The 15,212-nt window shown below is 61.1% G+C and carries 11 protein-coding genes; 2 read left to right on the top strand and 9 right to left on the bottom strand.

The genetic code is table 11. The annotated features are described in order from the left end of the window. Nucleotides 1–80: 80 nt before the first annotated feature. From cyoD to A3CW_RS0118860, 5 genes are all read right to left on the bottom strand, one after another. Nucleotides 81–410, bottom strand: a complete 330-nt coding sequence (gene cyoD, locus A3CW_RS0118880) for a cytochrome o ubiquinol oxidase subunit IV (RefSeq protein WP_028204961.1) — start codon at nucleotides 408–410, stop codon at nucleotides 81–83. Beyond that, a complete protein-coding gene (cyoC, locus tag A3CW_RS0118875) occupies nucleotides 411–1,022 on the bottom strand; it encodes a cytochrome o ubiquinol oxidase subunit III (protein WP_028204960.1) in 612 nt (203 codons plus the stop codon). It lies immediately after the preceding gene. Continuing rightward, nucleotides 1,022–3,055, bottom strand: coding sequence for a cytochrome o ubiquinol oxidase subunit I (gene cyoB, locus A3CW_RS0118870; RefSeq protein WP_028204959.1), 2,034 nt, complete (start codon nucleotides 3,053–3,055; stop codon nucleotides 1,022–1,024). The genes cyoC and cyoB overlap by 1 nt, the downstream gene beginning before the upstream one ends. 7 nt (nucleotides 3,056–3,062) lie before the next feature. After that, complete coding sequence (gene cyoA, locus A3CW_RS0118865; protein ID WP_028204958.1) at nucleotides 3,063–3,950, bottom strand: ubiquinol oxidase subunit II; 888 nt, start codon at nucleotides 3,948–3,950, stop codon at nucleotides 3,063–3,065. A 339-nt stretch (nucleotides 3,951–4,289) separates the two neighbouring features. Then, nucleotides 4,290–5,834, bottom strand: coding sequence for an NADH-quinone oxidoreductase subunit M (locus tag A3CW_RS0118860; RefSeq protein ID WP_028204957.1), 1,545 nt, complete (start codon nucleotides 5,832–5,834; stop codon nucleotides 4,290–4,292). 748 nt (nucleotides 5,835–6,582) lie between these two features. Here A3CW_RS0118860 and A3CW_RS0118855 point away from each other — a divergent pair. Both A3CW_RS0118855 and A3CW_RS46785 read left to right on the top strand, forming a co-directional pair. Then, a complete protein-coding gene (locus A3CW_RS0118855) occupies nucleotides 6,583–7,062 on the top strand; it encodes a hypothetical protein (RefSeq protein WP_028204956.1) in 480 nt (159 codons plus the stop codon). 122 nt (nucleotides 7,063–7,184) lie between these two features. Next, nucleotides 7,185–8,687, top strand: a complete 1,503-nt coding sequence (locus A3CW_RS46785; protein WP_051481595.1) for an MFS transporter — start codon at nucleotides 7,185–7,187, stop codon at nucleotides 8,685–8,687. An 82-nt stretch (nucleotides 8,688–8,769) separates the two neighbouring features. On the opposite strand, the gene A3CW_RS0118845 is transcribed toward A3CW_RS46785, so the two are convergent. The 4 genes from A3CW_RS0118845 to A3CW_RS51060 form a co-directional block, all read right to left on the bottom strand. Continuing rightward, complete coding sequence (locus A3CW_RS0118845; protein WP_028204955.1) at nucleotides 8,770–10,182, bottom strand: sugar efflux transporter; 1,413 nt, start codon at nucleotides 10,180–10,182, stop codon at nucleotides 8,770–8,772. Between the two features lie 630 nt (nucleotides 10,183–10,812). Beyond that, entirely contained in the window at nucleotides 10,813–11,058 is a 246-nt protein-coding gene (locus A3CW_RS0118840; RefSeq protein ID WP_028204954.1) for a hypothetical protein, read from the bottom strand. Nucleotides 11,059–11,138: 80 nt separating this feature from the next. Further along, on the bottom strand, nucleotides 11,139–12,401 hold the full coding sequence (locus A3CW_RS46780; protein ID WP_063750843.1) for an autotransporter strand-loop-strand O-heptosyltransferase: 1,263 nt from the start codon (nucleotides 12,399–12,401) through the stop codon (nucleotides 11,139–11,141). Between the two features lie 134 nt (nucleotides 12,402–12,535). After that, nucleotides 12,536–14,164, bottom strand: coding sequence for a S8 family serine peptidase (locus A3CW_RS51060; RefSeq protein ID WP_161782942.1), 1,629 nt, complete (start codon nucleotides 14,162–14,164; stop codon nucleotides 12,536–12,538). Nucleotides 14,165–15,212 lie beyond the last annotated feature (1,048 nt).

The raw sequence follows: 15,212 nt of genomic DNA, 5'->3' as shown, positions 1-15,212 counted from the left end.
GCCGGCCCGAAGGCCCGGCGGCGTTTCCATTTGCGCTTCACCCGAAGCGAGCGAAGCGCAAGTCCAGCAACGATGAGCGCTTAACGCGACATCATGTTCATGCTGACGTTGTGCATGACCCACAGCGTACCGACGACCACGATCAGGACCGTCAACACCGTGAAGCCGAATGCCGTCACGTTCCAGCGCTGGCCCGACGACGTGTTCATATGCAGGAAGAACACGAGGTGAACCACGATCTGCACCACAGCCAGCACGGCAAGGCCGAGCAGCGCGGTCTCGCGCGGGAAGCCGCCATGCAGCACGAGCCAGAACGAAGCGGCCGTGAGCACCACCGCCAGGACGAAACCAACCAGGTAGCTGCCTACGCTGCCGTGGCTTTCTTCTTCATGGATGGAATGAGCACTCATTTAGATCACGCTCGCAAGGTAAACAAAGGAGAACACACAGATCCAGACGATGTCCAGAAAGTGCCAGAAAAGGCTAAGGCAGGTCAGGCGGCGAATTTCACGCTCGCCCAGTACCGGCGCCTTCACGGCCTGAACCATCAGGACGACCATCCAGATCATGCCCATCGTCACGTGGATACCGTGGGTGGCAACCAGCGTGAAGAACGACGAGAGGAACGCGCTGCGTTGCGGGCCGTTGCCCTCGGCGATCATGTTCGCGAATTCATGCAGCTCGAAATACAGGAACGTTGCGCCCAGCAGGAAGGTGATCGCCAGCCAGACCAGCACTTGACCCTTGCGCTGCTTGTGCGCGCCGATCATCGCGAAACCGTACGTGATGGACGACAGCAGCAGCACTGCCGTTTCCATGGCCACGCCCTGAATGTCGAACAGGTCCTTGCCCGTCGGGCCGCCTGCGAACTGGTTCTGCATCACGGCGAACACTGCGAACAGCGAGCCGAACAGAATACAGTCCGTCATCAGGTACAGCCAGAAGCCGAACACCGAGTGTGACGGCGGGTGATCGTGGTGATCGTGCTCCGCGAGTGCGGCCGCACTTGTTTTCGTCAACATCAGTTGGCCTCCAGTGCTGCTTCAACCTTGCCACGGCGTTGCTTGTCTTCGAACGCCTTGACCAGTGCGCGGCTGCGCATTTCTTCGTCTGCCCGGACCTTGGCGGCCGGGATGTAATAGCCTTCGTTCTTCTGGAAGCTGTACGCGATGGCCGTGCCGAGAATGCCGACGAAGCCAACGATCATGAGCCACCAGATGTGCCAGATGCCAGCAAAGCCGAGCACCAGGCTGAAGAAACCGATGAACACACCTGCGCTCGTGTTCGAGGGCATGTGGATGTCGGTGTACTTCGTGTTCGCGACGTCCACGGTTTCGCGGCCGGTTTCCTTCAGGTGCGCAAACTCGTCGAGCTCGCTCACGTGCGGAATGATCGCGAAGTTATACGACGGCGGCGGCGACGAGATCGCCCACTCCAGCGTACGGCCACCCCACGGATCGCCCGTCAGGTCGCGGTTTTCCGGCAGGTTGCGGTCGCGGATCGACACGTACAGCTGCAGCAGCTGGTGCGCGATGCCGATTGCCACGAGCACGGCGCCAACCCACGCGATGATCATCCACGGCTGCCATGCCGGATTGTCGTAGTGGTTCAGACGGCGGGTTGCGCCCATGAAGCCCAGCACGTACAGCGGCGTAAAGGCAACGTAGAAGCCCGAGAGCCAGAACCAGAACGCGCGCTTGCCGAGCTTTTCGTTGAGCTTGAAGCCGAACGCCTTCGGGAACCAGTAGTTGAAGCCGGCGAGGTAGCCGAACAGCACGCCGCCGATGATCACGTTGTGGAAGTGAGCAATCAGGAACAGCGAGTTGTGCAGCACGAAGTCCGCGCCCGGGATCGCCATCATCACGCCGGTCATGCCGCCGATGGTGAAGGTGACCATGAAGCCGATCGTCCAGAGCACCGGCGAGGTGAACTCGAGGCGGCCGCGGTAGATCGTGAACAGCCAGTTGAAGATCTTCACGCCCGTCGGGATCGCGATGATCATCGTCATGATGCCGAAGAACGCGTTGACGTTCGCGCCCGAACCCATCGTGAAGAAGTGGTGCAGCCACACGAGGAACGAGAGCACCATGATCGAGCAGGTCGCGTAGACCATGGTCTTGTAGCCGAACAGCGGCTTCTTCGCGTAGGTCGCAACGACTTCCGAGAAAATACCGAACGCCGGCAGGATCAGGATGTACACCTCGGGGTGACCCCAGGCCCAGATCAGGTTCAGGTACAGCATGGCGTTGCCGCCGCCGTCATTCGTGAAGAAGTGCGTGCCGATGTAGCGGTCGAGGCCGAGCAGCGCGAGCGTCACGGTCAGGATCGGGAACGCGGCCATGATCAGCACGTTCGTGCACAGCGCCGTCCACGTGAACACCGGCATCTTCATCATCGTCATGCCGGGGGCACGCATCTTGATGATGGTGACGAAGAAGTTCACGCCGGTCAGCAGCGTGCCGACACCCGAGATCTGCAGCGCCCACAGGTAGTAATCGACCCCTACCCCCGGACTGTACGCAAGCTCCGAAAGCGGCGGATACGCGAGCCAGCCGGTCTGCGCGAACTCACCCACGACGAGCGAGATCATCAGCAGGATGGCGCCGACTGCGGTCATCCAGAACGACAGCGAGTTCAGGAACGGGAACGCGACGTCGCGTGCGCCGATCTGCAGCGGCACGATGATGTTCATCAGGCCGACCATGAAGGCCATTGCCATGAAGAAAATCATGATCACGCCGTGCGCCGTGAAGATCTGGTCGTAGTGGTGCGGCGGCAGGTAGCCCGGCGCGTTGTACGCGAGCGCGAGCTGGGTACGCATCATGATTGCGTCGGCGAAGCCGCGCAGCAGCATGATGAGGGCGAGGACGATGTACATCACGCCCAGACGCTTGTGGTCGACGCTCGTCAGCCACTCCGTCCACAGATATTTCCACTTACCGAAGTAAGTGACGGTGCCGAGCACCAATGCGCCGATGAGCGCCATGCCGATCATCGTGCCGACAATAATCGGCTCGTGATACGGAATGGCATCCAGTGTAAGTTTTCCGAACATGCTTGGCTTACCCCTTGGTCACGCACGACGGGTCACTGAAATTCGTGACGTGGCCGTTGTTGTACTTCGCGATGATGTTGTTGAAGAGCTTCGGGTCGACCGTCGAGAAGTACTCAACCGGAGCCTTCTCGCTCGGCTGTGCGACCGTTGCGTATTGATCCATGGAAAGCTGCGTCTGCGACGCCTTCACCTTCTGGACCCACGCGTCGAAGTCTTGCTGGCTCGTCGCGAGCGTGCGGAACTTCATGTCCGAGAAGCCCTTGCCGCTGAAATTCGCCGAGAGGCCGGCGTAGTCGCCAGCGTGGTCGGCGATCAGGTGCAGACGCGTCTGCATGCCAGCCATCGCATAAACCTGGGTGCCAAGCTGCGGGATGAAGAACGAGTTCATCACCGAATCCGACGTGATGCTGAAGTTCACCGGCGTGCCAACGGGCACGGCCAGCTGGTTCACCGTCGCGATACCGAGATCCGGGTAGATGAACAACCACTTCCAGTCGAGCGCCACAACTTCGACGTTGATCGGCTTGACGTTCGATTCGAGCGGCTTGTAGGGGTCGAGCTCGTGCGTGGTGTTCCACGTGAGCACGCCGAGGAAGAGAATGATCAGCGTCGGGATGGTCCAGACGACGATTTCGATCGCCGTCGAGTGCGACCACTTCGGCGCGTAGGTGGCGCTACGGTTCGACGCGCGGTAGCGGTACGCGAACCAGAGCGTCAGGATGATCACGGGGATCACCACGATCAGCATGGCCCATGTGGAGGTAGCGATCAGCTGCTTTTCCGCCACGCCCACACTTCCCTTGGGGTCAAGGAGCTCCATGTTGCATCCGGAAAGACACAAGGCCAATCCGGCGCTTACGGGAAGCAGTAACCTTTGAAAGGTCGTTCTTTTCATCACGTTTGCCTGAATTTCATTCATTGAATAGTTCCGGACGCGTCCCCTGACATCCGACAAAGGAAGCGCGCCCGCATCATACAGCCGCTTTGATATTTCGCAATCAATGAATGTGGAAAATGACCTTTGTCAAAAGAAGATTGAGACACTTTGTCGCATGTGTTCGCGAGGTTTGTCGCGCCTCGGAAACACACGCACGTTGCGCCCTGCTCTGCCCTTGACAGCGGGCCGCCGCGGCTATGTTTCGAATCTCAAAATTCGAAAACTCCTGGACGCAGCAACGCGCCGCACCGCCTGGAGGCGATGCGGCGCGTTGGTTGCGCCGTCAATCTTCAGTGATCACGTCGGCGAGTGCGAAGCACGAACGTCCGTGCCCGCACGCACTGCGTCAGCAGGCGCTCCATCTTCGACGGGTTGCTTGCTGCGACCGGCCTGGGTGACGAGGTTTGCCGCCGAGAGCTCGATCGCGTCGGTCATCGGCTTCGGGTAGAGGCCGATTGCCAGCACGAACGCTGCGAGCGAAGCGAAGATCAGCGTTTCGCGGCGGCCGATGTCGGCCAGCTTCGCAACGCCCTTGTTCGCCACAGCGCCGAAGATCACGCGCTTGTACATCCACAGGGTGTACGCAGCGCTCAGGATGACGGTCGTCGCGGCGATCGCGCCGACCCAGAAGTTCACGCGGATCGCGCCCATGATGACCATGAACTCGCCCACGAAGCCCGACGTGCCCGGCAGGCCGAGGTTGGCCATGCAGAACAGCATCATGAAGGTGGCGTAGCGCGGCATCACGTTGACGACGCCGCCGTAAGCCGAGATCGTGCGCGTTTTCGTGCGGTCGAACAGCACGCCGATCGAGAGCAGCATGGCGCCCGAGACGAAGCCGTACGAGATCATCTGCACGATCGCGCCTTCGGTGCCGATCTGGTTGAAGAGGAACAGGCCGAGCGTGACGAGGCCCATGTGAGCGACCGTCGAGTACGCGAGCAGCTTGGTCATGTCGGTCTGCGCGAGCGCGAGCAGGCTCGAGTACACCACGGCCACGAGCGAGAGCGTGATGATCGCCGGCGCGAAGAAGTGCGCGGCGTCAGGCGTGATCGGCAGCGTGAAGCGCAGGAAGCCGTAGCCGCCAAGCTTGAGCATGGCCAGCATCACGGTCGCGCCGGTCGGCGCTTCGAGGTGGACGTCGGGCAGCCAGGTGTGGAACGGCCACATCGGGACCTTCACCGCGAAGGCCGCGAAGAAGCCGATGAACACGAGGATCTGCGGAATGAAGCCGAGCGTGAGGTTGTGCCACGCGGCCATGTCGAAGGTGTGCGCCTGGCTGTAGAGGTACAGCATCGACACCAGCATCAGCAGCGAACCGGCGAGCGAGAAGAAGAAGAACTTGACCGCGGCGTAGGTACGGCGGGCATTGCCCCACGAGCCGATCAACAGGTACAGCGGGATCAGCGTGGCTTCGAAGAACACGAAGAACAGCATGCCGTCGGTCGCGGCGAAGGTGCCGACCATCAGGCCCGAGAGAATCAGGAACGCGCCGAAGTACTGGGCGACGCGCACCGTGATCGATTCCCACGAGGCGATCACGATCACGAGCGTCGTGAACGCGGTGAGCACCACGAGCCACATCGAAATGCCATCGATCCCGAGTCGCCACGCCACGCCGAACTCAGGCAGCCATTCGCGGAATTCGACGAACTGCATGCCGGCCGCGTGGTTGTCGAAGCCGGAGATGAGCGGGAGGGTCAGCAGCAGACCGACGACGGCGCCAACGAGCGACAGCCAGCGGGCACGCTGCGGATGACGATCCGACCCGAGGCGCAGCACGGCCACGCCGAACAGGATGGGAATCCAGATCGCCAGACTCAGGAATGGAACGGATTGCATTTCAACAGGACCTCAAAAATGCGGAGCAAATAGCTTCCACGGCGCACGATCAGGTGCGCAAGCAACTTGAAAGATTGACGCGGGGTGAAAATCGAACCAGGCTGGCTGTAATGTATTTGTCAGCGACGAGGCGAAATGCAACACACGTTCAAGGGTTAACGAGGGTAAACGGAATACGGAAGTTTTGCAGCGCAACAACACGGGCCGGATCGATGGTTGACGCAAGTCATTGTTTTTATTCAAAAACGTACTAAGAGAAAAAACAACAAACGGGCTGTTACAGCCTGTTTTTGATCGCGAAAACAACGTTTTCGACCGCCGGGGCGCCGTGACGCGCGGCAGGCTGTCGCGCTGCGCGGCCCGAATAATACCTTACTTGTTTCTTTCGGTTCAATGACTTATGCATCGAGGTATGGCGCCCGGCGGCCTCCAAAACGCGTGCCAGGGCCGCACCGCACGCCCTTGCGCGGTGCAAAAAAAAGCCCCGGCCTTCATGGGGCCGGGGCCAACTCTCACGTTGCGCCAGAGCACTGGAACACGCATGGCCGGCACTTTAGCGACTTGTGTCCCCGTAATTAAGGGTGCTGGCTGGAACAGTCCCTTCCCGGTTGCGCGAGGTTATCGTCCTCCCGCCGGCCTCATTTCACAAATGAGAATCATTTGCATTTGGACAAAATTTGTCCCAGAATAGAGCCCACGCCGGACGACCCGGCGCCACCCGAATGATTTGTGCGGGACCGGAGGCTCCATGAACTACACCGCCCCTTTCGCGAGAAATGACACGCTGATCGACGACACCTTCGTCCATCACCCCGACACCGCCGAGCAGACCGTCCTGCGCGCGGTGCGCACCTGGCTGCGCCCGCACTGCGACGCCTACGCCAAAGCCGAAAACTGGCGCGGCGTGCTCGCCGACGCGGGGCTCGGCGCGGAAGGCTTCGGCTATTTCGATCTGCTGATGGGCACCCTGTGCCGCGCCTCGTGCCGCCCGCTCGATACGCGCTGCCGCTGCGCCTCCGAGCTCGCGAAGGACGAAGGCTCGCTGCTGCAGGTGATCGCGCTTCTGCAGTCGACGCGCAGCGAGGCCGCCGTGCAGCTCCTCAACGACTGGCTGCCGATGCCGAGCGTGAGCGGCATGCTCAAGACCGCCCGCTGGTTCGCCATCGCGCTGCTCGACGCGGGATTGCGGTTGAGCGACCGCTCGCGCCGCGTCACCTACATGCACTGACACAGGCACTGACTGGCCCGCACGGCATGAGCTCATAACCAAAAACGATTTGGGCGCGCACCGCGCGGGCGGTAGCATCACGCGCTTTGTCGCTATTCGCGCGCCCGCTCGCGTCGCCTCGCATGCCCGCCTCAGCTTCCCCCTCTTCGTTCAGCCCTTCCGGCCGCCCGGTGATCCGCAGCGCCGCGGACGTCTCGCAACTCGTCAACGCGGGGGCCGCCACCGGTAGCAACGCGGGCATCGTCGTGGCGATCGCGCTGGGTGGCGTATTCCTCGACGCCTACGACCTCGGCGCCCTCGCCTTCGGCCTCAAGGATGTGGCGCGCGAGTTCTCGCTCTCGCCCGCGGGCACCGGCTTCGTCGCTTCGGCCATCACGTTCGGCGCCATCGTCGGCGCGTTTCTCGGCGGCTTCCTGACCGATCGCATCGGGCGCTATCGCGTGTTCATGGCCGACATGTTCTTCTTCGTCGTGGCCGCGCTTGCGTGCGCGCTCGCGCCCAACGCCTGGGTGCTCGGCGGCGCGCGCTTCGTGATGGGGCTGGGCGTCGGCATCGACCTGCCGGTGGCCATGGCCTTTCTCGCCGAGTTCTCGCGGCTCAAGGGCCGCGGCAACAAGGCCGCGCGCGTCGCGATGTGGTGCCCCGTCTGGTACGCGGCGATCAGCGTGTCGTATCTGCTCGTGCTGGCGTTCTACGCAGGCTTGCCCGCCTCGCACTCGCATCTGCTCTGGCGCCTCACGCTCGGCTTCGGCGCCGTGCCCGCGCTCGTCATCATCGCGATTCGCAGCCGCTATATCAGCGAGTCGCCGGTGTGGGCCGCGAATCAGGGCGATCTCGCAGGCGCGGCGCGCATCCTCAAGCGCTCATACGGCATCGACGCGCAGGTCGCGCCCGAAGCCGCCGCCAGCACCGCGGCCAGGCCGGCGCGCGTGGCGTCGTGGCAGAACTACGGCGCGCTGCTGCGCGGCGTCTACACCCGGCGCACGGTGCTCGCCACGGTCATCGGCGTGGCGTCTTCGTTCGCGTACAACGCGGTCGCGTTCGGCCTCCCCGTGATCATCTCGAGCTTCCTCGCGCAGTCCATGCTCACGACGATCCTCGCCTCGCTCGTGCTCAATCTCGGCTTCGCCTTCGTGGGCGGGCTGATCGCCGTGCGCATCGTGCCGCGCTTCGGCGCGTGGAAGCTCACCGTCTGGGGCTATGCGATCCAGTTCGTGGCGCTCGTCGGCCTCGCAGTCGTCGGCAAGCCGGCGACGGCACCCGAAGTCGTCAGCGCGGTCGCCCTGCTCGCCGCGTTTCTGTTCGGCCAGGGCGTCGGCCCCGGTTCGCACAGCATGACGTTCGCCTCGCTCGGCTACCCGACCTCGCTGCGCGGCGTGGGCGTCGGCTTCAACCAGACGCTCATGCGCGCCAGCTCCACAGTCTCGCTGTTCCTGTTCCCGGTGCTCGCCGCCGCGCTCGGCACGCGCGTGTTCTGGATCATCGCGGTCGCGCCGCTCGTGGGGCTCACGGCGCTGCTCTCGATTCGCTGGGAGCCTTCGGGCTATGACGTCGATGCGGAAGACTTCGACGCTGCAACGCCCGCCCGAGCGCTCGCCGGGCGGGACGCCGAAACGGTTCAGTAAATGTCGATGAAGGGCGGTGCGTTTGCGGCACCGCGCTTTGCTTCGAATGACATTGCCTGGTCATCCAGAGTCATGCCAGGAATCAGACCCGCTTGCCTGAACGCTCACGCAGATAACGCCGCACAGCACGCGCCATCTTCGGATAGTGCTCTCCGGGTACGGCGAACAACACGAGCGCGCACAGCGCGAGCGCGCCGCAGAAAAGAAACGTGCCGCGATAACCGAACGCCTGCACGAGCAGGCCGGAAAGCACGCCCGACAGTATCGAGCCGAGCCGCGCCGCGTTGAAGAACAGCGCCGTTGCCCGCCCCGGCGACGACGGCATCAGATCCTGCACGAAGGTCATGCCCAGACACGACGTGACGGCCACCACGAAGGCGTTGAGAATCTGCATCGGGATCAACGCGTGCACGCCCGGCGCCAGCGACATCGCGACGAAGTAGACGGCATGCACCGCGGCGCAGGCGGCCAGCCACCACGGCTTGTTCAGCACCGAGGCGCGTGCGCCGAGCGCGAGCATCATCGGTATCTCCATGAGCGCGCCGAGGCCGAGCATGATCGACACGTCGATGCGCGTGCCCTGCAGGCCATGCACGATGTAGAGCGGCAGCACGATCATCGTCGCGTTGGCGGCCAGTCCAATGAGTGTGAGCGCAACGATCGCGCGCATGATGTCTTTTTGCGAACCCTCCGCGGCAGGCACCGGCGCGCGCGCTGCCCTGGCCTTCGCTTTTGCCGTTGCCGCCGGCGGAAGCGTTGCGGGGTCGCGTGGCGCGCCCGGCTGCACTTCGGCTTGCGTGAGCGGCTGGCCCTCGTACTGCGCCGCGCTTTCCGCGCCGATCTCCTGCGCGACTTCGCCCGAGGTGGGACGCGCCATCAGATGCTGCGTGGCGTGTTCGTCGTGGCGCGGCTCGCGCATGCGCCAGACGATCGTGCCGCAAGCCGCGAAGCTCGCCGCCGCAAACAGGAACAGTCCGTAGAAGTTCGTGGCGGCCAGCACGAGCGCGCCGACCGCGGGCCCGAACACCCATGCGGCGGAGAGAATCGTGCGCAGCGTCGCGCTCGCAAAGGTCCGCTCGGCGTCGTCGCTCGCGGGCAGCGCCGCGCGGCTGAACGAGAACACTAGCGAGAGCGCGCAACCGCCCGCGCCGATGAACGCAATGCCCACGAGCAGCAGAAGCCGGTAATCGCGCACGACGCACAGGCAGAGATAGCCGAGCGTGGCGGCGCACAGCGAGACGAGCAGCAGGGTTCGGTGCTTGCCGGTGGCGTCGCTCCAGCGGCCCGCCGCGGTGCTCGCGATCACACCGCTCGTGGCGATGGCGGTCATGAACACGCCGAGCCGGAACGGTGTCATGCCGGCGCGCTCGACGCCGAACAGGGAGAGGTAAGGCGCGGTGAAGGACATCGCCACGCCGAGCATCAGGGTGGCGCCGGCGAGTGGCAGGAAACCAGGAATACGCAGAAGACCGGCAAAGCGCGAGTTTTTGAGCACGGCGCGGCGGGAAGTGACGAGAAGAGAGTTGCCCGTGCACGCGCGGTCACGCGACGGCCATATCGACGGCGATTATCGGGCCGAACTCCCACACTGTGCAAGGTTGAATCGGCCGCGATCAACATCTGGGTGCGCTATCCACAACTTTGGTGGACAGCCTTGTGCGTAACCCTGGGACGACTGCACCAAGTGTTTGATGCGATTCGGATTGTGGGCGGCGTTGCCGATTGTGGCAGCGGCGTCGTGTTGCGGGGAAAGGTGCGGGGGGTTTTCCACAGATTTTGTTGGCAAGCCTGTGGAAAACCATCTCCCTACAGCGATAGACCCTTGGCACACAAGGCTTTTCAAGCCATGCGTGGGGGAACGACTTTCACCCCCACACACCCACAAACACTATTCCCCCACGTTTCCCCACGCATTGCGCTGCGGGGAAAGCCCATTTCCACACCGGGGAACGTCCTACATATTAGACATTTGTCGCGTTACGGAGGCAAGGTAACAGCGGCTGGTATCGAGGACCAACAGGACATGCGGCATGTCCAATACTCGTACAGGTAAGTGATCCATGCTGCGCTGCGCGCAGTGTAGGGAACGGTGCGTGCATTCCCCACGACGCTCGATGATAGGGCGTCACAGCTCGTAAATCCTGCCCTCGATGTCCATGAGCGCAGCCAAGGCGAACTGTTCATGGAGCACGATAGAAATCCCGTTGAGCAGCGTGTCGTCGGCCCCGGCCTCCGTCTCGCGATAGAAGTCGGCAGCATGCGCCGGATGCAGCAGGAGGGTCACTGGCTTGCGGCCGTACTCCTGCACAAAGCGCTCGATGCCGTCCGCGATCAGTTTCCACTGTCCGCATGCGATGTGCTGTAATTCCAAAAAGCATGCCCTGTGATTTTTGTGATGAGGCCCGGGAGGTGGTATTCGGTCCCTGACCATCGCGTACCCGCACCGCCTCGTCAGCGTACGGAGGTTTCATCCGTTGACGAATCCGTGATAAGTTGATCGACGATTCGGATCACCTGGGCAGGCGTGATTACCTTGGTGCACTGGAAGCGCAACCCATCATCTGCGTGGCGAGGGCACCAGCCAAAATCCTCGCTGAACTCAAACATCGTGTCGTTATAGCAACTATTGCATGCGTGGAAATTAATTATGCGCCACGGCGTTAGGAATTCGGTTTTCGGATGCGAGAATCCACTCACCAGGACAACCGGCGTCCCCACGGCCCACGCGAGCCATGAAAGTCCGCTACCTAAACCCACGAAGAACTCCGCGTGCGCGAGCAATGCCGCACGCTCCTGCAAGGGATGAGCACCGGTGAAGTCCTCCGCACCTTCCGGCATACGGTTCGGAGTTTCTCTCGAGCCATACTCGCGATCACGGTCGATGCATAGCACACGATAGCCCCGCGCCTTCAGGTGGGCGACCAGAGTCGGCCAGCCTGCGGGATGGTTCCAGTATTTGCACTGCGCCGACGCTTGCGCCGCGATGCAGACGTAGCGCTCACTTATGGTCCGCGTGGGCGCCTCAACCACGATGTTAGGTCGGCGTTCCAATGCGGGAACACCGAGCATGTAGGAAGCGAAGTCCTGCAAGTTGCTGACGCGAGGGTCCGTGGGTTGGTGATCTCTATCCGAATAAGGCTTATAGCAGCCAACACGATACGTCGCGTAAACAGGACCACGTAACGCCGCTTCAGCTCGTTCTGAGATAAATTCGATAGTTGGATAGCCCGCTTTGAACAACGTACTCACGTCGGGCTTGATCTGGACAACCAGTTCGCAGCGATGCTGCCGCCGAAATGCCTCAATGGCCGGCATCCATGCAATCGCATCGCCCAGTGCCCCCGATCCCATTTCCACGTGTACGCGCTGGCCGCATGCGTCGTATACATGCGAAAAGACGAGACGCTCGCCGTCAAATACCTCCACCCAAAAGCGAACGAAGTACTTCCGACGACTGGCGGCAACCTCACCCGCTAGCAATGTATCGTCAAATACCTGATTGCCGGTGTCGATATCAAACATTCGTACGCGCCAACCGTCGCGCGGGACCTGTACGCGGCAACCATAGTTGAAGTCAAAGCGGATACCCTCTGGGCCTTCCTGTTCTGGCACGGTCAACTGTGCGAACGCGGCCGCGTGGTGGCCGCGCTGCCCATTGTCTGGCGACAGTTTGCCAGCGTGACTATCGGTGGAGTCAATTGAAGACGGTGACATCGAAGAAGTTACGGTTAGACCGGCGAGTTGTATGAGCTACGAAATTAAAGCGCAATTACCGCATATCACATGCAGCAACGCCCTCACCATTTCGTTTGAAATTGGCTAGGGCGCCGCTTGCATCAGCTATATGGTTACTGATACGTCATTGTTGCTGAAGCTGCCTTATCGGAGGACGAGTAAATTGCGTAATACGTACCAGCCGGTGGATTGCTGACCGTGCAACTCATCGAAGGGAGGCCGTGCGTAACGCAGTCTGGATTGATAGTTGTCGGTGAATTCTTGAGGTACAGGAATCCGCCATTCGGGCTCGATCCATCTATCGACACCGTCAGGCTTTTCAAACCAGCGGGAAGATTCATCTGGTAATAGGTGAAGGCTGACTGGTTTGGTGAGGTCGGCGTCGGCACGTTAGCGGTGAAAGCAACTGTCGCGGGCGGGACGACCTGGATAGGCCGCGCCACCGAACTAGTCGCACCGTTCGCACCCTTAACGATCAGTCGTACAGTGTATGTCCCTGGGTATTCATAGTTTACGTACGGATTGACAGACGACGTCCGGACCATATCCGGAGGATTGCTGACGACGTCAAGATTCCATGACCACGATGCAATGGACACTCCGCCCCTGGCTGTCGAACGATCCGTGCAGGTGACTTGCATCATTCCATCCGCTTGCGAACAGGTAAAGTCCGCCGCTACCGGAACGGAGCCGGAATTAGCGGCGAGGACGGCTTGCGTTGCGTCCAGAATGCCAGGGCCGAGTAGGCGGTCAGGCGGAGCTGGCCACGGTTGTACGCTTTGTTGCAGGAGTGCGCGATACTCCGCAACAGTGAGAGGCTTCGGGGCCACCGATTGTGCAAGCGCAATCACTCCACTGACCATGGGGGTAGACATAGACGTGCCGGACAAGTATCGATAGTCATCCCCGCCAGGAACAGAATTTCCCGAGTCCCAAGTTGACCATATATTGTTGCCAGGAGCGGCGATATCAATACCCGGTCCGAAATTTGAACTAATGTAGCTCTCCCCAATGCCGGCAGTACCACCTACGGCGATAACATTGTGGCAATTGGCGGGCTGGGTGCCCGATACGTCAGCAGAGGAATTTCCGGCACCTGCAACGACAATAGATCCTCTGCTGGTGGCAAAATCAATTGCGTTCTGGAACGTAGCAGAGCATTGCCCGCTGCCGGCCAGACTCAAATTTATGACTGTTGCCGGATTGTTGTTGGTTGGTACACTCGGAACGGCTCCACCGGCTGCCCACGTTATTCCGTCTGCCGCATCCGACATGAACCCAGATCCGCAAGGGTTCATTACACGAGCCGAAATGGCCTTTGCGCCGAATGCTATGCCGGCGATGCCATTGCCATTGTTTGTTAATGCTACAGCGATGCCTGTAACGTGCGTACCATGCCAATTTCCTCCACAATTCCCCGGATTCATCCCCTTACCAGTTCGGTCGTCAACGAAATCCTGGCCAAGCAAGAGGTTGGCGTTGTAGTCGTTATGGCTGGTAACGCCATTGTCAACAATCGCGATTACTGAGCCCGCACCAGTTGCTGTATCCCATGCAGGTTCCGCCCGTACTCCCACTTTTCCGTTTTCAGGCGGAAGGTTTGAATGCAGATACCACTGAGTGCCAAACTGTGGATCATTCGGGACCATGGACACGCTGATAGGTACGTCAGGTTCCACGTACTCAACGTTGGGATCGGAGGCGAGAGCGCGCATAAATGCCTTTGCCTCGTTTGCGTTCAACTTTCGCGCCGTCGTAACAACGTCGGAACCAATACCCATCCGGCGCAAGTGATGCGCTTTCGAAGGAAGCGCGGCGGAGAGGTTGTCCAGCTTCGCCTGAACGGCCGAAGCCGTTGTCCGCTCAGTACTTCCGTTCTAAGCCCGATGTGGATGTTCCCGCGTCACCATTGTTACCTCCGCAGGCCGCGACAATGAGTGAAAGAGCGAGCCGCGCAACCTCACTAATGCGTTGCGAATTCGTACCGTCAATGTTTTTCTCCTTGTTTTGGCGACATAGATCAGCACGCGCAGCGTGGCTACGCTTGCGAACACCAACGTCAGACTGCAGCGCGACTGATCACAGAGGCGCAATACATCGCACCCCATTTATGGATCGTGGCACTACGATGGGAAGGTGACTATCGTCCTAGTCTGAAATATGAGTGGCAGCCCATAAAATCTGCAGTCCCGATCGTCAGCGCACTACTCCGAACTGGTATGGCGTGGGGCTGCCTTTGTTCGCCTTCGAGTTGTAACGAGCGGGCCTGGGCGGGGGAGCCGCGAGGCTGGTACTGCACCACGCCCTGCCAGGCAGAGTGTGGCTTCTGCATTCTGGCCCCGATCTGCGCTGCGGGCCTTGACGATTGTCAAGCGCGCAAACCGGAAAGCTAGGCATTCTACCTCCTTCTCAAAACGCGTCGGCTTGTCCTGAGATTTATCCTGGAACAGGCTTGTTGCAGAGCTGCGAAACCAGCGACTCGACCAGAAACCGGTCGGTTGGCTCCAGTGCGTCTATCTTCCAGGCCAGTTCAAGCAGCTGGCCCGATAGGGCAAACGGATCGCGTGGTGGCGGTGGTACGCGGGCCGGTTTGTCCGATTCCGCCACGGCCATCTCCCTGTTCTGCAGTCCTGAATAGACGATGTGCCATCGACGCTCGCTGCCAGCACACCATCGCGCATGAGCCACGCACGGTGGCTAATGCAAGTCGCGAGCTAAGTTTTACCCAGACAGGCGAAAACGGCACTCGGACGGGTCCGAAAAAATCACAGGGGATGACTCACGTGATGC

The organism is Paraburkholderia nodosa DSM 21604, from assembly GCF_000519185.1.
GTDB lineage: Bacteria > Pseudomonadota > Gammaproteobacteria > Burkholderiales > Burkholderiaceae > Paraburkholderia > Paraburkholderia nodosa.
This window is presented reverse-complemented; position numbering and strand designations above follow the sequence as displayed.